This is a genomic window from Paramixta manurensis, assembly GCF_013285385.1.
Classification (GTDB): domain Bacteria; phylum Pseudomonadota; class Gammaproteobacteria; order Enterobacterales; family Enterobacteriaceae; genus Paramixta; species Paramixta manurensis.
On the sequence record NZ_CP054212.1, the window covers coordinates 3,867,658 to 3,888,761 of the forward strand.

Below are 21,104 nucleotides of genomic sequence, written 5' to 3' on the forward strand. Positions count from 1 at the left end.
AATACTTTCGTTTAGGAAACCAGTTGAGTAATCACGCCAAACTCGTTAAAGATTGACCACTCTTGCTGGATCAATCCATCCTGAATACGGAACTGGCTAATGCCCACCAATTTGATCTCTTTACCGGTCGGTTTGCCGTATACGCCATTACCTAAATGCGTACCCTGCGCGCTCCAGCGCGCCGAAACCAGGAAGCCGCTGGCGTCATTCCCCATCCAGTAAATATCGTCAACCGAGAAAGTCAGATCCGGGAACATCGACAGTAATGAAAGAATCCAGGATTTATAATTGCCCAGCCCCTGATAGGTGCGCTCTGTCGGCCCCTGATAAAGGATATTTTCCGAGCAAAAATCGGTTAGCGAACGCAGCATGCGGCGATTCCACACATTCTGATAGAACGCTTTAATAAACTGACGAATATCCAGTTTGGCGCCCTTTTCCAACGCCAACATTGCCGGTTTACCTTGCCCAGGAACGCGGAAAGGCTCGCTGGAGATGAAATCACGCGGTAGCTTGTCAGCGCCGTGTTTTTCCATGGTTTCACGCGCCACATCGAACACGTTGAAACCAAGCTGTTGAATCAGGCTGGCGGTGTTATGCATGACGTGTTCATAAAAGATTTCGTTTTCCAACATCACGCAGTTGGCGATGCACATGAAACGTACTGGCTTATTGGTGGCCGGGCCAAACTCACTGAAACCGGTATTGGTGCCCATAATGTAGCTACGATGCGAAGAGTGGAAACCGACATTTTCATCACCGGCCCAAATCACCTCATCGCCTAAAATTCGCAGGTCCGGATAGGCATTCAACGTACGCGCGGTGCCTGCCACTACCCGGTCACGCCCCACATGCAATCCCACATCATCCCACACGTTACAGTCATGGCTGTAGGTGTCGTAGATATAGCCAATATCGCCCTCTTCCCAAATGCGGTGGGTAATGCGGATAATGTAATCAATAATGTTGACGTATTCGTCCTCAAACCCCTTCATGGAATGGCCTTTGAGGTGCGCCGGTTTTTGCGACAGGAAATGGTCGGTGCCGCCGCGCTTGTAGCTATCCCATGAGATGCTAAAGTCTTTTGGCATGTGGCTATCATCCAACTGACGCGGTAAGCGGTTTGCTGACGGGGTGGCGCTCTTATCTTGCTCGGCAGCGCGCGGGGTTACCGGCTTTTGCTCCCCTTTGTCCTTGCTTTCAACCAGTTCATTCAAAACGTGTGGCTTATTCATTTGTCGCTCCCGTCGTCGCTATGGCGATTAATTGATTGATCAATAAACTAAAAAAACCTGACGCTCGATATTATCAGCGAGAGTTCTTTTGTTGTAATGATGTTGTTTATGTGTTGATTAATCAATTTTATCGCCTTTAATACACACCAAATCAACACAATTATTACAAACAACGCCGATTTAGTGATCAATATCACAACCCTATCTTTTCCTTGGTTACTGTCCATTTGCATTCGAATGCAATTGAGTTGAAATTAAGCCCACCTACTGCTGGCGTCAATCACTCCGCAACAAAAAATTAACGTTCAGTGATACAGCACACATTTTATCCACCAGGCTTGCTGTCCGACGCTGCGCTTCGCATTCCGCCCGGCATCTTCAGGCAAAACCGCAGACGTTGCCAATCTGTGTTATGTGTGGTTTTAATGTGGTTATTGTCAAATAAAATGAAAATTAGTGTTGCTTTTTGTTGTTTTTTTATTGAGGGTAGCCACAGGAAAATGGCCGGGAAGGATCACGTCCGTCTGACAAAGCGCCGTAGCCGGAAATAACACACCAGATAATTTAACCAGGATATGCCTATGTTTAAGCAACTATTTACCCGGAAAGAGACGTGTCTTTTTTTTATTATGAGCCTGCTCTTTTTTATCTGTATTAATGGCTACGACGCGTTTCTCTCATCATTTATGATGAAACGCAATTTCGACCCGGAAATGATCGGGCTGATCATGGGTGCTACCGGGTTAGCGACGGTATTTCTGCGTTTCCCGTTAAGTGTGGTGTCTGGTGTGTTGCATAATCGGAAATTCTTTATGCAAATTAGCCTGATATTACCGATGGTGTTGTGGCCAATTGCCTTTTTTTATACCAATGACGCCACGCTCTATATAGCAAAAACCGCCTCCGGCATCGCGTCGGCAACCTGGGTGCTATATAACATCATGTTTATTCGTTATTTCAGCGCCAAAGAAGCGCCCTCTGCCGTCGCGGTATTAGCGCTGGCTAGCCCGGTCGGCGTCTTTATCGGTAACACTATCTGTAGTTTCATTACGCAAAATTTGAACCCGATGTTTGGTTTTTGGGTTCCTGCCGTTGCCGCACTGCTGGCCTTAGCGATTTCGCTGTTACTTAAAGAGAGCGAGAGCCATCTGGAAAAACCAAAGCTGGATACCTGCCTGCGTAGCGCCTGGGAGCAGTTAACCGATAAAACCATTTGGTTTGTCGGCATCTTATGCGCCACGGTATTGATTGTGCCGTTCGCCACGCGCGATACGTTAACCCCAATCTATATCGTTAAATTAGGCGGCAGCAGTATTACTATCGGGATGTTAAGTAATCTGCATTTATTGTTCTATGCCCTGGCGGTGGCGTTATGTAGCTCACTGTTTTACCCACGTCTGGGCATGGTAAAAACGGCGGTCGTTGGCTCCATTTTGCAAGCCATTGCCGCGTTGGGCGTTTCAATGTCGGAAAGCTATCCGGTTATCTTCTTTTTCCAGGCGCTGGCCGGTTTTTCCTTTGGGATGGCTTTTGCGGTCATGATGTCGTTGAGCGTGTTAAATACCTCACCGGAAGAGCAAACCGCACGCATGGGCTTGTTCCAAACCATTTACTCAACCGGGATGTTCTGGGGGCCGGTATTAATGGGATTGATGCTGAAATATTTTACCATTCACGCCGGTTATCAACTGATTGCCGGGTTAGCCTGCATCGCTGCGGTACTTACCGCACTGGCGGCGAAACTGATTCAGCACCGCAGCCAGCGCTGTGAAATCGGCCTCAGCACCGAGCTAACCAAATAACCTCGTAGGCCGCGCAACGAATACCGCGCGGCCTAAATAACCGCACCTAAAATCGCTACACTTTTACCAGACCATGTTTCTGCCCGGGAACGTGTAAGTATCCTTGTAAAACAACCAATAAACGATCGACTTCCTAAAATAAATTGTCAAAAACTATCAATAAACCATTATCGATCTTTTGCATTAATTGATTAATGCCTAATGGAGCTCATCGGATTGTCACAATCAGCGTGCTTTGTTTAGATGACCGAAAGGTTAAGAAGTGAAGCAGCACATAGGCAGAATGTGAATTACTTAATAATGTTATCAAAGACAATAAAAAAACTGAAAATGTCGCACCCCTACAGAGATATATTATAAAACTTGCTCAGTTAGGCAGATATTTAGCCAGAGCCAACGATCCGCCTCCAGGAAACACAGTGCTTTGGCGAGGACTACGTCGGCTTAATGGCATTCTTTATGGTTTTGAAATTTCGAGAGAATAGATGTGGGTAATTGCAAGTCTCACAGTACGCTTACCGTCATAATCACTGTCTCCTGATATTTATGCAGTGATTATAGTTGCAATATTTGAAATAATTAACAAAATTATCGCAGTCAATGAAATGATTGATATTTCAGCAGGATCGACGTTATTAATGATGCGCCCTTTCAGACGAGGGGGGCACGAGAGTATTACCGGCTTTCTTCATCTCTCAGGGCATAACTCACTTTATCCCTCACCAGTTGAAGAAATTCAGCGGGCGTCGTGCCCCACAGTTCAGGATCAAATTCGTCTCCATATCGTTCCATGAACTCAGCGCCCAGATCATCACTTTCATCTGTTAGCAGATCGATATCAGCAAGCAGACCATACAGATTGGCTCTGTGTGATTCCTGTAAAAAAGCGTCAATCTTCGGTTCTATTTCATCGCTATCGTCAATAAGGTCGTAATCTTGGCCAAAGTATATGGTGATGAAGCAACCCAGCTCATTAAGGTTTAACCTTTTCATTACTATTCCTTTGGAAACGCAGTCAGAACGAAATACGGCTTACCATGCCAGTGTTCAAAGCGTAAGACAACCCGCACTCTGTAGCAGGCTTTGACCTGTGTTGAACCTCTGGACACGAGAATACCCGTCTGGCCAGAGAAGACTCTCTCCAGTTCCATTTTGGCATTCATTCCTGGCGGAAGGTGCTTCACCCACATCTGAATCTGGTTCCGGTTATCGGCGACGACTTTAGATATAAGCTGTTCTGCTTCTCGCAGACTCTTGAAACTGCTGGTTGCTGGTAATGAGGGTCTTCGCTCCAGCCTCGTAAACAGTTCTTCTGGCGTTTTACCAATGTGCCGCTCCAGCGTGTGGCCGCCCCCCGTACGTACTGTCATGGCCTCATGTTCAGCCAGTTTTATACGTCCGCTACGAATAGCCGCTACGCGAACCGCACCGACGGCAATTGCAAAACCAACCGGGATTGCCAGATCTACAGTCAGACCAACTTTCATGGCCGTGTTTCTGTCAGCACCCAGTGATTCGGCAAGAGCGACAGCAGAATTATAGGTATCAGTGTCAGTCTTTCTCCCCGTCCATACCTGACGTACAGATGCCTGGATAACGTCGAGGCTGTGAGTACCGACAAAGACACATCCGGCCTTTGTCAACATGGTAGGTTCAGGCACGACACACATAGCACCAGCACCGAACATTTCAACAACCCCACCGGCTAGACCGAGGCCACCGAATAGCCTGTTACTCAGTGTTTCACCTTCGCTAATGCTCTTATCTGAAAGTACCGCTGCCATCTGGACAGGGGAGAGGGCAATCACCAACCCATTATCATTATCCATAAGCCAATCCATTGCTGTTGAACATGTGCGAAATAATAGCAGCAAAATGAATTTACCCCCCCTGTAAATCTTTTTGCGGTTGCTGTCGGTCTACCCGTCTACCTTTGCGCTATAAATCTCTTCAAAGCCTGTAACTACCCTGAATAACTAAAAATCGCGTTGCCAGCGCGATACCAACCTGGTGATGGCGGCGATGGCAACGCTAAAAAAATGCAGCAATGCTACTCGCACCAGCGATTATGTATATTCTCCAGCATTTCCGTGGTATTAACCGTCATGCGCTCGCTCATAATTGGGCTGGTTAATAAACCCTGGTCGAGGCATTGATGGATATGTTCCACTTCATACGTCAATTCATATTGGCAAGGGAAGCTGAGCACTTCCGTTTCGCCATTATAGTAGCGAATTATCGCTTCGCGCGCTTTCCAGTAATCAGCGATTTCGATATAACCTAACTCGCCATAGATAAAAGCTTTATTAATTGCATTAACCCGCGTCGAGATCTTACTGACCACTAATGTGTCATCACCGACGGTTAAATTAATTACGCACTGCACATCGGCTCCGCCTTCCGCCTTAATCGCGGTACCGGCGCGATAGACCGGCATACGGTCAAACAACCAGGCCAGCATCTGAATGGAATAACTGGCATTGCCGTACAAGCAACCACCGCCTGCTTCCAGCGAACTCAGCCAGTTGTTATAGGTCGCCTCACAGGAGCTGGTGAGATCGATTAAATGCACCTTCCCCAGTTTCCCGGCTTGTAAGCGCGCCTTAATGGCCGCCATCACCGGCAAAAACACCACCTTTTGCGCTTCCATAATAAATAGCTGGCGTTCCTGCGCGAGGCGAAATAGCGTTTCCGCTTGCTGTTTCTTGAGTGCAAACGGTTTTTCGCAAATAACGTGCTTACCATGCTCAAGCGCCATCAAACAGTTGGCGTAATGTTCACTATTAATGGTGGCGACATAAATAATGTTCACCTGCTCATCTTCCATTAATTCTTGATAGCTACCGTAATAACGCCCGATCCCTAATTGAGCCGCCTTTTCTTGCGCTTTATCTAATGAGCGCGAGGCAATAGCAACAATATCCCCCTCGCCGCTATTACGCACCGCATTAACAAAGCGAGGAACAATTGAGGCGGTACTTAAAATGCCGTAATGCTTTTCCATACTTCGCTCCTATTTGGTTATTATCCTTTGGCGATTTTAACCGCCTGATGCGTTTCTAAACTGATGTGAACGGCATCGGCAATTTTTTCCGCTTCCAGGCCATCCTGGGCGGTGGCGATAAATGGCTTATCGTGAATGAGACAATCAATAAAATCATTAATTGGCTCAATACCAAATCCGAACGGACGGCCATTATTATCGATAATAAAATAGGAGTTTGGCGTGCGGCATTTATGCGCATTGTAGAACTCAACGCCACGATTTTGTGAATCGGCTTTTAATAGAGCATGCTCGGTCAGAATTTGTGTGCGGCCATCATTGGCTTTTGGAAAGCCTGACGGGAAGATCCACGAGTTTTCTACCGTCCAGTAACAGCCGTTTTCGAATTTCAAAAATGCCTGCACGGTATCGTATGTATCAATCCCCCTTTCTTTTAAGACAGTTTTACTGCCCACGGCATACACTTCCTCAACCTCGCAGCCCATATACCAGCGAATTTGGTCGTAACAGTGAGTACCCAGAAAGTGAACCGGCGAGGAGTGATGTGCCCAATCAAACCACTTGGTCGGCACATCAATCACGTCATCCATACTCATATAGCCGCGAATTGGCCTACCGGTCGTTGATAACCGTAATTCATTGCGCAGGTTAATTGCCGCTGGGTCCCAGCGTTTATGGTAATCCACCGCGACCCGAACGTTATGCTGTTCGGCAGCGGCAATGATTTTGCGCGCGTCTTCAATGGTGGTCGCTAACGGCTTCTCAATCAGGACATGCTTACCTTGCATAATCGCCGCCAACGCGGGTTCAAGATGGTATGCATCCGGCGTCGCGATGGAGACGGCATCAAGGTTCTCTTGCGCCAGCATCTGGTTAACATCGGTATAGGTATTGACGCCAAATTTTTCCGCAACGGCAGCTAAACGCTCGGGTTTAAAATCACACACCGCGACCAGTTCAACATCTCGATTCCAGGCATAAGCCTGAATGTGATTGGCGCCGTAAATCCCGGCGCCAACAACGGCTACGCGTACTTTATTCATGGTATTACGTCCCTTTTCAGCAATCAGAATGACTTAATCGCAGTCTTCCATAGAATTTTCCGGGCAAATAATGAACAATAAAAAGAAACTGTTCAGGGTTTAACCATGAATACTATTCAACGTTTAGCGCAGTATCAAAAACTCTACAGCGAAGTGGGCGACCGTCCCTGTGGCATTACCGCACGGCGTCTGGCAGAAATTTTTTGCTGTAGCGAAAGACATGTACGCACCATTATTCGCCACTTTGAACAGCAGAGATGGATTACCTGGCAGGCACACTCCGGGCGCGGTAAACAGGCGCAATTACAGTGCCTGCATAATCCGGAAACGTTGAAGCAGCAGTTTATTCAGCAGATGTTGCGGCAAGGTTCACCTCAGTCAGCGCTACGCCTCGCGCATCTTGATACCGATGATTTACAACACCTGCTGATGCCGCATATGGGCGGGCAGTGGCAAGCCGAATCTCCGACGCTGCGTATTCCCTTTTACCGTGAATTAACCAGCCTGTATCCACTCAATATTCGCGGGCGGGCGGAAAAACATCTGGCGCACAATATCTATGCTGGTTTGACCCGTTTCGTCACCGATAACCCTTATCCGCAGCCGGATCTGGCCCATCACTGGACGCATGATGCACACGGAACACGCTGGGATTTTATGCTGCATACCGGTCTGCACTGGCATAACGGCCAGCCAATGAGCACCGAGCAAATTTTACAAATTTTGCGCCAATTAGCCGACGATGCCCGCAGTAAATCGCACTTTCACAGCGTGAAACAGATCTCTTCGCCGCACCCGTTATGTATTCGCTTCGAACTCCATCGCGCCGATTACTGGCTGCCCTATCGGCTGGCGAAAATGCAGTGCTTACTTACCCACCCGCGCCATCCGGAAATGGGCGCCGGTCCGTTTAAGCTGAGCCTGTTTACCTCGCGATTGCTGCGTCTGGAGAAGCACCCTTATTATCATTTGCGCCATCCTTATCTGAACACCATTGAGTGTTGGATCGATCCGCTGCAAAGTAGCGGCGAAAATGAGGAAAACGGTAGCGAATCGGCGCGTATTTTGATTGGTAAACCACCGCGTCATTCACCGGCTCAACCTATTCAGCGTCAAACCAGCCTCGGGTTTTGCTATTTGGCGGTTAACCTCAAACGAAAATGGCTGCGGGCAACGCAAGCGCAACAGTTGCAGCACTTTATTCATCACTCAGGTATTACCTCACGTTTGCCGGTTGAACACGGTATTATCAGCCCAACGGATTCCCTGCTGCCCGGCTGGCCGCTTCCAGCGCCAGCACCGGCTGACCTGGCGCTCCCTCAACGGTTAACGCTACTCTATCCGCCGCAGCCCGAACTCAAAATGATGGCCTTTCAGCTCCGGCGTGAACTGGAAGCACACGGATACCAACTACGTTTACTCGCCGTGCGGCATGGGCACCAGCAAGCACAACTGGCGCAGGCCGATTTACTGTTGGGCGATCGTCTGGTGGGCGATGCGCCGGAGGCCACGCTGGAAAGCTGGCTACGTCAGGACATGATGTGGCCTGCTTTTCTGGCGGAACAGGATGCCGTACCGCTCTATGCCGCATTAGATCATCTACAAGGAAATAGCGATCCTCAGTGGCGCAATCAACAGTTAAAAACGCTCTATTTGCAGTTAATGCAGCAGGGTTATTTAACTCCGCTATTCAACTATCAGTACCAGGTCAGCACGCCGAATCGCGTAAACGATATTAAGCTCACCGCTTACGGCTGGTTTGATTTTTGCCAGGCGTGGGTTCCGCCAGTCATCGAAAACTAGTTGGTCCTGTTACGCTGAAATGATTGATATAAATCAAATTAATAGCAGAATCATCGACAAAAGACTGGTATAGGTCATACCTCGCAAGTAAGAATGCAAATGATAATTAATTGCATTATTACTTTTGGTGATGATAGTGGCCTCTCGAAAATACCTCTTCTCCCTCTTACCTCTATTTGCTGGCGGTGATGCCATCGCCAGCACCGAGTCATCGGCTGAAGAAAAGAGCATAGTAGTGACCGCCAGCCGGTCCGCCGCCTCGCTGTGGGACAGTTCGGCTTCGGTACAAGTAATTAACGCTGAAACGATAGAAAACAGCGGTGCCAACACCATCGCCGATCTGTTACGTGATATTCCCGGCGTGGAGGTGAGCGATGACGGGCTCGCGGGACGCAAGCAAATTCGTATTCGTGGCGAAGCCTCGTCACGCGTATTGGTACTGATCGATGGTCAGGAGGTCACTTACCAGCGTGCCGGGATGGGGTCCGGTCCAGGTCTGTTGATTGATGACTCTGCGCTCGAACGCATTGAGGTAGTAAAAGGCCCCTGGTCCGTACTGTATGGATCGCAGGCGATCGGCGGCGTGGTGAACTTTATCACGCGTAAAGGCGGCGATGCTCCGCTCGCCGGAAGCGTCCGGGCAGTTTATGACAGCGCAACTAACGGTTGGCGCGAATCTGCCGCTGCATGGGGCAGTCTCGGTCAGTTCGATTACCGCATTAATGGCAGCTACGCCGATCATGGCGATCGTCATACACCTGACGGGCGCTTATCCGATACCCATTTCAGTAACAACGCACAGGGACTGTGGTTAGGTTATACGGTTAACCAACACAAATTCGGCCTTTCGCTGGACCGTTATAAATTGGCGACGCAAACCTGGAGTGATGCGGCAGACCTCGCAGAATTCAGTGTTCGTCTGCCAAAACTGGCACGCGAAAAGGTCGGCCTGTTTTACGACTACGCCGCGGAAGGACGCTATCTCCGTAAAGTGCATCTGGATGCTTATCAACAGGTATTAGAGCGTAAGTTTGATAACCGCGTCACGGTGATCACGCCCAGCGGCAGCCCCCTGATTGGCGATCTTACTATCGCCAACCGCACGCAAACTCATGACAAACAAAATACACGTGGCTTAACGCTACAAAGCGATTTTGCGCTACCGGGTGATAATGCGCTGATTGTCGGCACGCAATACCAGCAAGACCGCGTCGCGCAAACCGCCAACACTAATACCGCATCTGGCAGTAGTACTGGCTTCCCCGGCGCGGTTAACTATCAACGCCAGGGCCTGTCGCATAATCATTGGGAACAAAGTAGCCTGGCATTATTTGGTCAAAATGAGTGGGCCATTAACGATAACTGGCGTTGGACGCTGGGCGCACGGCAATATTGGCTGGAATCCAAATCACTGGGCGGCAATGAGCATGTGACGCACTCGCTACAAGGCGAATCCGATGCGCAATACGGCAACCAAACCACCCATGATAAAGCGCTGGTCGCCGCGACCAGCCTGCGCTATTCCGGTTTTAATCACACCTTGCTGCGTATGGGCTTTGCTCAGGGTTACGTTTACCCCACCATTACGCACCTGTTTGGCATCACTTCCGCTGGCGGCGGCGTCACCTATGGTAACCCTGACCTGGAAGCCGAACATTCGAATAACCTTGAATTCGGCGCCCGCTATAACGGCAACCAATGGTTTATTGATAGCGCCCTGTTTTACTCAACCGCCCGCAACTATATCGCTACCCTCTCCTGCTCCGGCCAGGCGGTTTGTCAGGGGAACCGTGCCTCCTCACGTAGCAACTACCAATATTACGCCAACGTCGATCAGGCAAAAACCTGGGGTATGGAACTACATGCCGAATATAACGGCTGGCCGGTTTCTCCTTATCTGAGCGGCACGCTACTGCGGCGTGAACTGACGGGAGACAAGGTTAATACCAGGCACACCGGCGAACCCACTTTAACCGGACGTTTGGGCGTAAAGCATACCCGCCTGTTTAGCCATTTCGATTTAAGCAGCGATCTGTTTTTACGCGCCGCCTCGGCTGCAACAGACGACACCGGCGCAACGCGCATTCGCAATCCAGGCTGGTCTACGCTCAATGCAACGTTGAGCAGTCGGTTCGGGGCGGAAGATCGCTATCAGCTCAGTTTGGATCTGAATAACCTCACCAATCAACGCTATCGAACCGCGCATGAAAGCCTGCCCGCCGCCGGTTTTAACGTGGCAGTCGGCTTTGGCGTGACGTTCTGAGGCTCACGATGAAGACGCTATTTCTCAGCTTATGGCTCAGCTTCGTCTGCGGCCTGGCACACGCACAGGAGCGCGTGGTGGTGATCGGTGGTTCGCTGACGGAAATTGTTTATGCATTAGGCGCGGGCGAACGCGTGGTTGGCGTAGATGAAACCTCCCTTTATCCACCGCCAACTGAGGCTTTACCCCACGTCGGTATCTGGAAGCAGCTCAGCGTTGAAAGTGTGCTCTCACTGCGCCCCACGTTGTTGATTACCTGGCAAGATGCCGAACCGCGCCAGGCGCTGGATACCCTCGCCGGGCTTGGCGTGCGAGTGGTTACCTTGCCGCGCACGCCCGCCACGCCCGATCGCCTGCTGGAAAACATCCGTACGGTGGCCGAAGCGCTTGCGCTACGCCCGCGCGGGGAAGCGTTAGCGGCGGATATTGAGCAACGGCTCGCGCAGGTTGCGCAGCGCATCGCCACAGTGAAAACGCCGGTCAGAGTGCTGTTTTTACTTGCGCCAGGCGGAGGTTCGGCTCAGGTGGCGGGGACCGAGAGTGTAGCGGATGGCATATTGCGGCTGGCAGGCGGTCACAATGTCGCCTCACAAAAGCAATACGCCAGCTGGGGCGGTGAAGCGATGATCGCCGCCGATCCGCAGGTCATTGTAGTAACACAACAAAGCCCGCAAACCGCCGCTCTCGATAGCCTGCCCGGTATTCGCCACACCAGCGCCTGGCGCAACGGACGTATCGTCAGCATCGATCAAGCGCTGATTTTAGGTATGGGACCGCGCGTTGCAGATGCGGTGGAACAGCTTAATCAACGCTTTTATCCGACCTTTCGCGATTAAAACAGAGACCTTTTTATGACATCACCTGCGATCGATTTAACTGCCTGGTATGCCAAAACCGGCGCGCAACCTTTTAGCGAACGCCGGGCAACGATGCCGTGGCGCAGCGCGGTTCCGGTTCCGGCCGAGTCCGTTCAGGAACGCTGGCAGCAACTACTCGCTACGCCCGCCCCACCGCGTAAGAGACTGGTTTATCTGCACATTCCTTTTTGCGCGACCCACTGTACCTTTTGCGGCTTTTATCAAAATAGCTACCGCGCCGAGGCTTGCGCCCGCTATACGGACTATCTGCTGCGCGAGCTGGAATTAGAAGCCCACAGTGCATTGCATCAATCGGCCCCGATCCACGCGATCTATTTTGGCGGCGGCACGCCTTCCGCGCTGGCAGCCAGCGATTTGTATCGCATTATTAGCCAGTTACGTCAGACGCTGCCATTAGCGCCGGATTGTGAAATAACCCTGGAAGGACGGGTAATGCATTTCGATGAGGAACGCATTTGCGCCAGTCTTGATGCGGGTGCCAACCGGTTTTCTGTCGGTATTCAAACCTTTAACAGCGCTATTCGTCAACGAATGGGGCGCACTTCCGATGGGGAGCAAGCGCGGCGTTTTATGGAAAGCCTGGTGCGGCATGACCGCGCCTCGGTGGTGTGTGACTTGATGTTTGGCCTGCCGGGCCAAGATGCGCAGAGTTGGCAACAGGATCTGGCGATAGTGAAGGAGATTGGGTTGGACGGCGTTGACTTATACGCCCTCAATCTGTTGCCTTCCACGCCACTCGGCAAAGCGGTCGCCAACCAACGCGTCACCTTGCCCGATCATCTCGAGCGACGCGATCTCTATCTGATGGGGTGTGAGGTCTTAGCCGACGCCGGATGGAACCACATCAGCAATAGCCACTGGGCGCGTACCACCCGCGAGCGTAATTTATATAACTTGTTGATTAAACAGGGAGCTGATTGTCTGGCGCTAGGCTCGGGCGCAGGCGGCTCACTCAATGGCTATGCATGGATGGTTGAACGTAATCTGGAGCGCTACTACCAGGCAATCGACCAACAACAGAAGCCGCTGATGATGCTGATGGAAAGCCCCGGCAATGACAGCCGCTGGCACCACCAGTTGCAGGCCGGTATTGAAGTAGGACGCGTCCCTCTCAACCAACTCACCGACCATGCCGCGACGTTGCAGCCACTGTTAGATCAGTGGCACCACGCCGGTCTAACGCGCGATACCTCGCACTGTCTGCGGCTAACCCGTGAAGGGCGTTACTGGGCCAGTAATCTTCTGCAGGCGTTGCAACAGTTAATCCCGCTTTTAAACACCAAATAATGTTAATTATTAACCTATTACAAGGAACAAGCCGATGACCGCTTTATCACTCTCTGACCTGATGCAAACGCAGCCGGATGGCACCCTGGAAAGTATCGCCCAACGTTACCAAACCTCATTGCTGGAAGTGGTCAAACTGGTTCCCGACCATACGCTGGTCCCCGGCAGCCGGTTCGATACCGTTTGGGATGCGATTACCACCTGGGGACAAGTGACAACATTGGTGCATACTGCCGATGTGATCCTTGAGTTTAGCGGCGAGTTGCCCAGCGGTTTTCATCGTCACGGTTTTTTTAACTTACGCGGTAAAAACGGCCTTAGCGGGCACATTAAAGCGGAAAATTGCCACGCGATCGCGCTGATCGAGCGTAAGTTTATGGGAATGGATACCGCCTCGGCGCTGTTTTTTAACGCGGCGGGCGAAGCGATGTTCAAGATTTTTATCGGGCGCGATAGCCATCGGCAACTATTAGGCGATCAACTCGCGGCGTTTAGAGCGCTCAGCGCCCAGCTAAAAGAGGAATAATATGCAAACCTGGTTACTGTTTGGCGCCGGCGGTCAAGGCGTTGGCGCTTGCGTGTTGGAACTGGCGCAACAGGAGGCACGCCCGGTGGTCGCGCTGGTACGGAATACTGAGGCGGTGCAACGCCTCAGCGCACGCGGCGTTAAGGTGATACAAGGCGATGCCTGCGATCCCGCCGCTGTTGAACGTGTCTGTCAGTTGGCCGGTTCAGCAGCGGCAATAATATCTACGCTCGGCGGTACAGACGATTATTTGGCGCATCGCACAGTGATTGATAGTGCGGTTAATCACGCTATCTCACGGATGGTTATGGTGACCTCACTGGGCTGCGGAGATAGCTGGCCCACCTTATCGCCACGCGCGAAAGCGGCGTTTGGCGCAGCGGTGCGCGAAAAGTCATTGGCGGAAGTCTGGCTACAAACCAGCCCATTAGACTATGCCATTTTGCGCCCCGGCGGTTTACTTAACGGCGAGAGCAGCGGTAATGCGCGTTGTTATCAACAGCAGGAAGTTCATGGAATGGTCAATCGCCAAGATGTTGCGCTGACTATTCAGGCGTTGCTTGAACAGCCGCGGCTGAATAATCAGGTTTATAGTCTGGTTGATCCTACGCTGTGATGCATTGAAGGGGCCACACTGATGGCCCTTAACCCGCTCGCCGGTAGAATGTAAGAAACGCCGTTGCATTACAGGCATCAAAAAGAACAGAAAGCGCTCATCTATTAATCATAACCTTCCACGCCCCAGAGAAATATCCTTTCCACACGCAAATAAATAATAATATTTTTTAGCGATCGCCATCACACTTAATTTTCCAAGCGGTTATTTTCACTTACCGATATTTATTTTCAGCTACTCCATACCCTCTGAAATTTATTTACTTCTTTACTTTCTTATTCGCAAAAGAATAACGTTTAATAAATTCACTCTTTTTAAAAGGACCACAATATGAAACTGGGTTTTATTGGCCTGGGCAAGATGGGCGGCGCGATGGTTTTACGTTTAAAACAGGCCGGTCACGAAGTCATCGCAATTGATCGCGAACCTGGCGCGCTGGCGGAGGCGCAAAATCAAGGCATTAATGTCGCGTCCAGTATCGAAGAGGCTATCGCGCTATTGCCCGCGCCGCGCACGCTGTGGGTAATGACGCCGCCCGGGCAAGCCACTGAAAACGTCATGCTCTCCCTGCAGTCACTACTCAGTGCCGGTGATACCGTCATTGACGGCGGTAACTCCGATTTTCGCGATACGGTTCGCCGGGCAAAAAACCTAAATGAACAAGGTATTACGCTGGTAGACGCCGGAGTAAGTGGTGGTACACAGGGCGCACGCGAAGGTTGTGGTCTGCTGGTTGGCGCCACGCCTGAAGTATTTGAGCGCTTAACGCCTTTGTTTACCGCGCTGGCCGCGCCTAATGCCTGGGCTCGGGTGGGCAATAGCGCCGCCGGTCACTTTACCAAAGCGGTACATAACGGTGTCGAATACGCGTTGATGCAAGCCTACGGTGAAGGCTATGAACTATTGATGGCGTCGGATATTGAGGTCGACGTGCTAGCAACGCTGGAAGCCTGGCAGAACGGCTGCTCAATTCGCTCCCATCTGTTGGAGAAACTGGTGGAAGCGTTAAAACCCGATGCCACGCTAACCGGTATTAAAGGTTACGCCGCCGATTCAGGCATGGGCCGCTGGACAGTAGAAGAAGCCATCCGGCTACGTGTCCCTACGCCTGCGATTAGCGCCGCGCTACAAGCCCGTTTCAGCTCACAACAAGAAGACTCGCCAACCCTGAAAAGCATCGCCGCCCTGCGCGGTGTGATTGGCGGACACGCCGTGAAACGCAGCGGAGGGCAGTAAAATGACCGCGTTAAATGTTAAACCGCAATTAACCCGCGTAGTGGAGGAATTATCGGCCATGGCCGAGGCGTTGGATGCCACCCAATTGGCAACGCTGGCGGAAAATATTGACCGCGCGCCCCGGCTGTTCTTTAGCGGACAGGGGCGTTCGGGGCTGATGATTAAAGCTATCACCATCCGCCTGATGCATATCGGATTACAGGTCTACGTTGCCGGTGAGAGCAATACGCCAGCGATTGGTCACGGCGATCTCCTGGTTGCGGTCTCCTCTTCCGCCAAAACGCAAACCACGCTGTCCCATATTCGGGCAGCGCGCCAGGCCGGTGCCAAAGTGGCGTTAATCAGCGCCAAACCGGCGCCTGAAGTGGAGACCGATATCGCGCTTTATCTTCCGGCACGCGTTAGCGTCATGACCGATCAGCATGCCGGTTCGTTATTTGAACAAACTCTTTTGATTATCGGCGATGCAATCGCCCGCTTAATTCAACAACGGCGCGGTGAGACTGACGCCAATCTGGATAAACGCCACGCGAATTTGCAGTAACTTTTTTTACCCTACAGCCGAACGCGCCAGCGTTCGGTCATCATTACTTCAATAATAAAATACCAGAGGAAGTTATGAACCAGACACTCTCGCACAATATGTCAGGTGACGATGTTCACAGCATTGAACACTCGACGATTAAAAAAATGCGCTGGAAACTTATTCCCTTTCTATTAATTTTGTATGCCATCGCCTATTTAGATCGTACCAATATTAGCTATGCCGCATTACAAATGAATAGCGAGTTAGGTATTGCCCCCGGTCAATTTGGCATGATCGCCAGTATCTTCTTTATTGGTTATTTTATTTTTGAAGTGCCCAGCAATATCGCACTGCATCGCTTCGGCGCACGTAAATGGATTGCCCGCATCCTGATTACATGGGGCGCGGTAGCGGTGGCAACGGCTTTTGTCACCAGCATTACGCATATCTATATTTTACGTTTCTTATTGGGAGCGGCAGAAGCCGGGTTCTTTCCAGGCATCGCTTTTTATCTGACGTTTTGGTTCCCGCGACGCCACCGCGCAGGCGCAATGGCGACCTTTTTCCTCGCACAAATTGCCTGTAACTGCATTGGCGCGCCATTAAGCGGCTTGATCATGGATCATGTGAGCGGTTTTGGCTTTTCTGGCTGGCGTTGGATGATCTTACTGGAAGGCTTACCGGCTATCCTGTTAGGTATCGCCACGCTGTTTGTCCTGCGTGATAGCCCGCAAGATGTAGCCTGGCTGAACGCCGATGAGAAGAAGTGGATAAAAGAAGACCTGGAACAAGAAACCAAAAATTCGCCGCCCACCGAATTACGTTGGTGGAAGATTTTAGCCAATAAACATGTGTTGTATTTAGCCATTACCTATGTCTGGATCGTCATGGCGATTTACGGCATTACCTTCTGGATGCCGACGTTGATTAAAGGTTTTCAGAATCACTTTTCGAATACGGTCATCGGCTTTCTGGTGGTGATCCCCACTTTAGTGGGCGGCGTAGCGATGCTGGTTAACGGCTGGCACTCTGATAAAACCATGGAGCGTAAATGGCATGTCGTCACCGTGGTATTAATTGGCGCGTTGGGGATGTTTTTACTGGCAATGACCACGAACACTTGGCTTTCAATGCTCTGGCTGTGCCTGATCTCGGTCGCCGCGTATGGCTATATTGCGGTGTGGTGGACCATTCCAACCGCTTTCCTGACCGGCCTCTCTGCGGCGGTTGGCCTCGCGGCAATTAACTCGGTCGGCAATCTGGGCGGTTTCTTCGGCCCGTGGATTGTCGGTATGCTGGTTGACTGGACCGGTACGCCACGCGCGGGCTTATTGTTCCTTTGCGCCTCATTTTTAATTGGCGCAGTGATGCTGGCTCTATTCCGTGCCCCCACTAAAAACCAAGGCGTGTAGATGTCTGAGTCATTAACAGTACTGGCGATTGATATAGGTTCTTCCTCGCTGCGCGCGGCGCTTTTCGACCAACAAGGGCAGCAGCAAGGCCACTGCGCGCGGCGAACCTATCAGTTGGATACCGATGCCAGTGGGAAAGCGACCTTATCGCCGGAAAGCCTGTTTGACGACCTGTTTTCCGCATTGGATGAAGTGGTGGCGACAATCCCGGCAAAAATGACCATCAGCGCCGTGGGCATCAGTACCTTCTGGCATAGCCTGATCGGTATTGATGAGCATCAACATCCGACCCTGCCGGTAATAACCTGGGCTGATGGGCGCGCCGCCCATCAGGCCGCCGCGCTGAAGTATTCCGGGCTGGGACGTGATTTACATGCCATAACCGGCTGCCCGATCCACTCCAGCTTCTGGCCAGCGCGTTTGCGCTGGCTGGCTGAGCATCACGCGGAGGCTTTCCGCCAAACGCGTCAGTGGCTTTCGCTGGCCGACCTGTTATTTCTGCGACTGTTTGGTTGTTTATCAACCTCATTATCGATGGCGTCCGGCAGCGGTTTACTGGATACCAACCGCTGCGTCTGGTCACCTTTAGCGCTCTCTCTGGCGCGTATTGTACCGGAACAGTTACCAGAGATTTCCGATCAGCCACGCCAGGGGCTGCTATCCACTTGGGCGGCGCGCTGGCCGCAACTGGCGGAGGTGCCGTGGTATCCGGCATGGGGCGATGGCGCCTGTTCAAATATCGGCGCCGGTGCTCACGATCAAAATGCGCTGGTACTGATGTTAGGCACCAGCGGTTCGATGCGCCGGGTATGGGCGGCGGAAAAGATGACGCTGCCCGATCCCGGTTTATGGTGCTATCGGGTGGATGCCACACGCTTTGCCGGTGGCATGGCGATGTCTGAAGGCGGCAATACAGCCGCCTGGGCACGGCAACTGATGGCTAACGTCACGCAACCGGAAATTGATGCCCGCATTGCCAACCGTGAGCCAACCGCACACGGGCTGACGGTGCTTCCCTATTTCTTGGGCGCGCGCAGCCCGGAATGGTCGGAAGGTCGTAGCGGCGCGATCCTCGGCATTACCGCCGCCACCGCGCCGGAAGATATTTACCGCGCCGCGCTGGAAAGCGTTGGCTTACGCTTCGCCTTTCTCAAACAGCGATTAGATAGCGCATGGCCCGGCGAACGAAGAATTATCGCGACTGGTGCCGGTTTCTTACGCTCGTCGCTGTGGGCGCAGATTGTCGCCGACTGTATTGGCGAACCGTTGCAACTTTCCGATACCGAAGAGGGCTCGCTACGCGGTGCCGCTTTGCTGGTGCTGGAAAAATATCGCACTATCGATAATCTCGACTTTCCCATTACACGGGTTATCACCCCGGATTTGGCAGCGCATAATAAATACCGTGCGGCACAGGCACGACAGGCGGATTACGATAGCGTGATGATTGCCACCTTAAAACGGCGGCTGGAGGAGTTGGGCGATTAAAGGCGTTTTAGGTATTAATTCTACGCTTGCTGGCCTGCGTATCGGCTTTTTGCGCGAAGGAGGCTGCCCGCTCAAAGTGCGAATAGCCAATAACGGTATACAGAATATCGGCAATCATCAGTTGCGACATCCGGCCGGTCATTGAGTCGCTGGAGAAAACCGTGGTGCGCGCGGAGTAGTTAATGGTCAACGCACTATTTTTCGCCAGCGGCGATAACGGGTCATGGGTTAAGGCCAGCGTCTGCGCGCCCGACTGGCCCGCGTTACTTAGCGCGGCAACCACCGGCTCCGTTCTGCCGGTGTGGCTAATACCAATCGCCAAATCACCAGGTTTCAGCGCGGTCGACGAAATCATCATTAAGTCATTATCGGCGTAGGCCGCGGCGGGAAAACCCAGTTTCAGTAACTTATGGCGCAGATCGATCGCTACCGTTGAACTGCCGCCAATACCATAAATATCGATCCGTCCGGCCCCGGCAATCATTTCCGCCGCGCGCAGTAGCGCGTCAATATTAATCATCGCCCGGGTATCCTGCAGCGATTGCGTCGTGGCGGTAACTAATTTATCGCAAATTACGCTTACTTCATCGCTGACTTTAAGCTCTTCACCACTGGCTGCCGCCGGGATCAGCGCCATATCTTTCGCCAGCAGTACGCGTAGTTGCGCATAGCCGCTATACCCTCCGCTTTGCGCCAGCCGGGTGACAGTGGCGATGCTGACCTCAGCAACGCGCGCCAATTCAGAGATGGTATGGTGAATCACCGTATCGGCATGGTGCAGGATAAACGTCGCCAGTTTTTTTTCGGTCGGCGTCAGAGACGAACGTACTGCTTCCAGACGTAAACGGACCTTTTCCAGAGGAACGGTGATGTCAGCCATAAGCGTTTACCCGTAGGATAATGAGAATATTGATTTTATCCTATTTAGGAAACTATTGCGCCAAAGGCGCAAAGGGAGACGTCATTAATCGGGCAGCCAGGCCGCGTCGCCCTGATACGCTGCTGCCGCCCGACGCAGACGAAAACCGATACGTGGAAAATGTACCACCACCCGCCCGGCGATCGGATCATCACGCTCCAGCGCCACCTGATGCGTCGTGAGCGTCACCAGGCGGCCAACCACCGGATTTCGCCCATAATCATCCGGTGTCACTTCAACCACCTCTCCTGCCATTAAACCTGATGCATCGGTGGAATCAACGCCCTCCGCGGGCGCCGGGCGATGGTTACGCGCAATCGCATGCGCTTCTTGCGCCGAGATTTCGCTACGCTGCCCGTGTCCAATCGCCCCCACTCGCGCTTCCCAGGCGTTCACCTGCGGGAAACTATCCAGCATGGCGCCAAGCTGAGGGACATGCATTCGCGCGGTCCAAATCTCTACCCACGCGTGGAAATCGGCAAGCCCGACATTATCACCAAAGAAAAAGAGGCGACCATCCGCCAATTGTTGTTGCAGCAAGTCAATATGCGCCCGCAATTGAGTGGTGAGGTGCACAATATCGGCATCTAAATGCTTAACGTCGAGAAAATCACCAAAATAGGCTTCGCGGTCGCGCATCAGATCGGCGGGGAACTGATGTTTGTTGACACCAATCGCCAGACCGGAGCTGGCAATATGCAAATCCCGGTCGCTCCAGGATGACAAGGCGAGCGTCACCCCACGGCTGGCGTCTGGGAAGAGGGTCGGTTCCGGGTAACGCTTTTCAAGCTCCAGCGCAATAAGGCGAGAGTCGCAATAAATATCTGCGCCAATCTGCATTACCGGCGTTTTACGATATCCGCCGGTTAAGGCGGTGAGTTTCGGCTTTGGCATGATCAGTTCCGCCTGTACCGAGCGCCACGTCACGTCTTTCAGGCCAAAAACCAACCGCAGCTTTTCAGCAAACGGTGAAGCGTCAAAATGATGCAAAATGATTACCGACATACTCTCCTCCTGTTGCAGGCAACGCGCCATTAGATGAAACGGGCATGAATTAATAAAAGAC

The 21,104-nt window shown here is 51.8% G+C and carries 18 protein-coding genes; 11 read left to right on the forward strand and 7 right to left on the reverse strand.

From position 1 onward, the window contains the following. Positions 1-11: 11 nt before the first annotated feature. A complete protein-coding gene (locus tag PMPD1_RS18660) occupies positions 12-1,235 on the reverse strand; it encodes an ester cyclase (RefSeq protein WP_173635455.1) in 1,224 nt (407 codons plus the stop codon). 581 nt (positions 1,236-1,816) lie between these two features. Between PMPD1_RS18660 and PMPD1_RS18665 the strand changes: the two genes are divergently transcribed. Then, entirely contained in the window at positions 1,817-3,037 is a 1,221-nt protein-coding gene (locus PMPD1_RS18665) for an MFS transporter (protein ID WP_173635456.1), read from the forward strand. Positions 3,038-3,712: 675 nt separating this feature from the next. Here PMPD1_RS18665 and PMPD1_RS18670 read toward each other — a convergent pair. From PMPD1_RS18670 to PMPD1_RS18685, 4 genes are all read right to left on the reverse strand, one after another. Beyond that, entirely contained in the window at positions 3,713-4,030 is a 318-nt protein-coding gene (locus PMPD1_RS18670; protein WP_173635457.1) for a contact-dependent growth inhibition system immunity protein, read from the reverse strand. 2 nt (positions 4,031-4,032) lie between these two features. After that, complete coding sequence (locus PMPD1_RS18675; protein ID WP_173635458.1) at positions 4,033-4,866, reverse strand: RNase A-like domain-containing protein; 834 nt, start codon at positions 4,864-4,866, stop codon at positions 4,033-4,035. 221 nt (positions 4,867-5,087) lie between these two features. Continuing rightward, entirely contained in the window at positions 5,088-6,041 is a 954-nt protein-coding gene (locus tag PMPD1_RS18680; RefSeq protein ID WP_173635459.1) for a Gfo/Idh/MocA family protein, read from the reverse strand. A gap of 20 nt (positions 6,042-6,061) precedes the next feature. After that, complete coding sequence (locus PMPD1_RS18685; RefSeq protein WP_173635460.1) at positions 6,062-7,084, reverse strand: Gfo/Idh/MocA family protein; 1,023 nt, start codon at positions 7,082-7,084, stop codon at positions 6,062-6,064. 105 nt (positions 7,085-7,189) lie between these two features. On the opposite strand from PMPD1_RS18685, the gene PMPD1_RS18690 reads away from it, so the two are divergent. From PMPD1_RS18690 to PMPD1_RS18735, 10 genes are all read left to right on the forward strand, one after another. Beyond that, positions 7,190-8,887 carry an SgrR family transcriptional regulator gene (locus PMPD1_RS18690; protein ID WP_173635461.1) on the forward strand — a complete coding sequence of 566 codons (1,698 nt, stop codon included), beginning with the start codon at positions 7,190-7,192 and terminating at the stop codon, positions 8,885-8,887. A 130-nt stretch (positions 8,888-9,017) separates the two neighbouring features. Continuing rightward, a complete protein-coding gene (locus tag PMPD1_RS18695; RefSeq protein ID WP_173635462.1) occupies positions 9,018-11,150 on the forward strand; it encodes a TonB-dependent receptor plug domain-containing protein in 2,133 nt (710 codons plus the stop codon). 8 nt (positions 11,151-11,158) lie between these two features. Then, positions 11,159-11,986 carry a heme/hemin ABC transporter substrate-binding protein gene (locus PMPD1_RS18700; protein WP_173635463.1) on the forward strand — a complete coding sequence of 276 codons (828 nt, stop codon included), beginning with the start codon at positions 11,159-11,161 and terminating at the stop codon, positions 11,984-11,986. Positions 11,987-12,001: 15 nt separating this feature from the next. Then, positions 12,002-13,315 (forward strand): heme anaerobic degradation radical SAM methyltransferase ChuW/HutW, encoded by a 1,314-nt coding sequence (gene hutW / locus PMPD1_RS18705; protein ID WP_173635464.1) that lies wholly within the window; start codon positions 12,002-12,004, stop codon positions 13,313-13,315. 34 nt (positions 13,316-13,349) lie between these two features. Next, positions 13,350-13,841, forward strand: a complete 492-nt coding sequence (gene hutX, locus PMPD1_RS18710) for a heme utilization cystosolic carrier protein HutX (RefSeq protein WP_173635465.1) — start codon at positions 13,350-13,352, stop codon at positions 13,839-13,841. Between the two features lies 1 nt (position 13,842). Next, positions 13,843-14,457: an NAD(P)H-binding protein gene (locus tag PMPD1_RS18715; protein WP_173635466.1), complete on the forward strand. Its 615-nt coding sequence runs from the start codon at positions 13,843-13,845 to the stop codon at positions 14,455-14,457. A 330-nt stretch (positions 14,458-14,787) separates the two neighbouring features. After that, positions 14,788-15,693: a phosphogluconate dehydrogenase (NAD(+)-dependent, decarboxylating) gene (gene gnd / locus PMPD1_RS18720; protein WP_173635467.1), complete on the forward strand. Its 906-nt coding sequence runs from the start codon at positions 14,788-14,790 to the stop codon at positions 15,691-15,693. A gap of 1 nt (position 15,694) precedes the next feature. After that, complete coding sequence (locus tag PMPD1_RS18725) at positions 15,695-16,237, forward strand: SIS domain-containing protein (protein WP_173635468.1); 543 nt, start codon at positions 15,695-15,697, stop codon at positions 16,235-16,237. Between the two features lie 74 nt (positions 16,238-16,311). Then, positions 16,312-17,631 carry an MFS transporter gene (locus tag PMPD1_RS18730; protein WP_173635469.1) on the forward strand — a complete coding sequence of 440 codons (1,320 nt, stop codon included), beginning with the start codon at positions 16,312-16,314 and terminating at the stop codon, positions 17,629-17,631. Continuing rightward, on the forward strand, positions 17,632-19,119 hold the full coding sequence (locus PMPD1_RS18735) for a gluconokinase (RefSeq protein ID WP_173635470.1): 1,488 nt from the start codon (positions 17,632-17,634) through the stop codon (positions 19,117-19,119). It abuts the gene before it with no gap. A 7-nt stretch (positions 19,120-19,126) separates the two neighbouring features. On the opposite strand, the gene PMPD1_RS18740 is transcribed toward PMPD1_RS18735, so the two are convergent. Both PMPD1_RS18740 and PMPD1_RS18745 read right to left on the reverse strand, forming a co-directional pair. Continuing rightward, entirely contained in the window at positions 19,127-19,999 is an 873-nt protein-coding gene (locus PMPD1_RS18740; RefSeq protein ID WP_173635471.1) for a MurR/RpiR family transcriptional regulator, read from the reverse strand. A gap of 84 nt (positions 20,000-20,083) precedes the next feature. Further along, complete coding sequence (locus PMPD1_RS18745) at positions 20,084-21,043, reverse strand: glutathione S-transferase family protein (protein WP_173635472.1); 960 nt, start codon at positions 21,041-21,043, stop codon at positions 20,084-20,086. Positions 21,044-21,104 lie beyond the last annotated feature (61 nt).

Bases quoted from the DNA above. Each gene is read 5' to 3' on its own strand.
- PMPD1_RS18745 (WP_173635472.1), bottom strand. From the start codon at position 21,043: ATGTCGGTAATCATTTTGCATCATTTTGACGCTTCACCGTTTGCTGAA.
- PMPD1_RS18725 (WP_173635468.1), top strand. From the start codon at position 15,695: ATGACCGCGTTAAATGTTAAACCGCAATTAACCCGCGTAGTGGAGGAA.
- PMPD1_RS18670 (WP_173635457.1), bottom strand. From the start codon at position 4,030: ATGAAAAGGTTAAACCTTAATGAGCTGGGTTGCTTCATCACCATATAC.
- PMPD1_RS18695 (WP_173635462.1), top strand. From the start codon at position 9,018: ATGATAGTGGCCTCTCGAAAATACCTCTTCTCCCTCTTACCTCTATTT.
- PMPD1_RS18680 (WP_173635459.1), bottom strand. From the start codon at position 6,041: ATGGAAAAGCATTACGGCATTTTAAGTACCGCCTCAATTGTTCCTCGC.
- PMPD1_RS18740 (WP_173635471.1), bottom strand. From the start codon at position 19,999: ATGGCTGACATCACCGTTCCTCTGGAAAAGGTCCGTTTACGTCTGGAA.
- gnd (WP_173635467.1), top strand. From the start codon at position 14,788: ATGAAACTGGGTTTTATTGGCCTGGGCAAGATGGGCGGCGCGATGGTT.
- PMPD1_RS18660 (WP_173635455.1), bottom strand. From the start codon at position 1,235: ATGAATAAGCCACACGTTTTGAATGAACTGGTTGAAAGCAAGGACAAA.
- PMPD1_RS18700 (WP_173635463.1), top strand. From the start codon at position 11,159: ATGAAGACGCTATTTCTCAGCTTATGGCTCAGCTTCGTCTGCGGCCTG.
- PMPD1_RS18715 (WP_173635466.1), top strand. From the start codon at position 13,843: ATGCAAACCTGGTTACTGTTTGGCGCCGGCGGTCAAGGCGTTGGCGCT.
- PMPD1_RS18735 (WP_173635470.1), top strand. From the start codon at position 17,632: ATGTCTGAGTCATTAACAGTACTGGCGATTGATATAGGTTCTTCCTCG.
- PMPD1_RS18675 (WP_173635458.1), bottom strand. From the start codon at position 4,866: ATGGATAATGATAATGGGTTGGTGATTGCCCTCTCCCCTGTCCAGATG.
- PMPD1_RS18685 (WP_173635460.1), bottom strand. From the start codon at position 7,084: ATGAATAAAGTACGCGTAGCCGTTGTTGGCGCCGGGATTTACGGCGCC.
- hutW (WP_173635464.1), top strand. From the start codon at position 12,002: ATGACATCACCTGCGATCGATTTAACTGCCTGGTATGCCAAAACCGGC.
- PMPD1_RS18730 (WP_173635469.1), top strand. From the start codon at position 16,312: ATGAACCAGACACTCTCGCACAATATGTCAGGTGACGATGTTCACAGC.
- hutX (WP_173635465.1), top strand. From the start codon at position 13,350: ATGACCGCTTTATCACTCTCTGACCTGATGCAAACGCAGCCGGATGGC.
- PMPD1_RS18665 (WP_173635456.1), top strand. From the start codon at position 1,817: ATGTTTAAGCAACTATTTACCCGGAAAGAGACGTGTCTTTTTTTTATT.
- PMPD1_RS18690 (WP_173635461.1), top strand. From the start codon at position 7,190: ATGAATACTATTCAACGTTTAGCGCAGTATCAAAAACTCTACAGCGAA.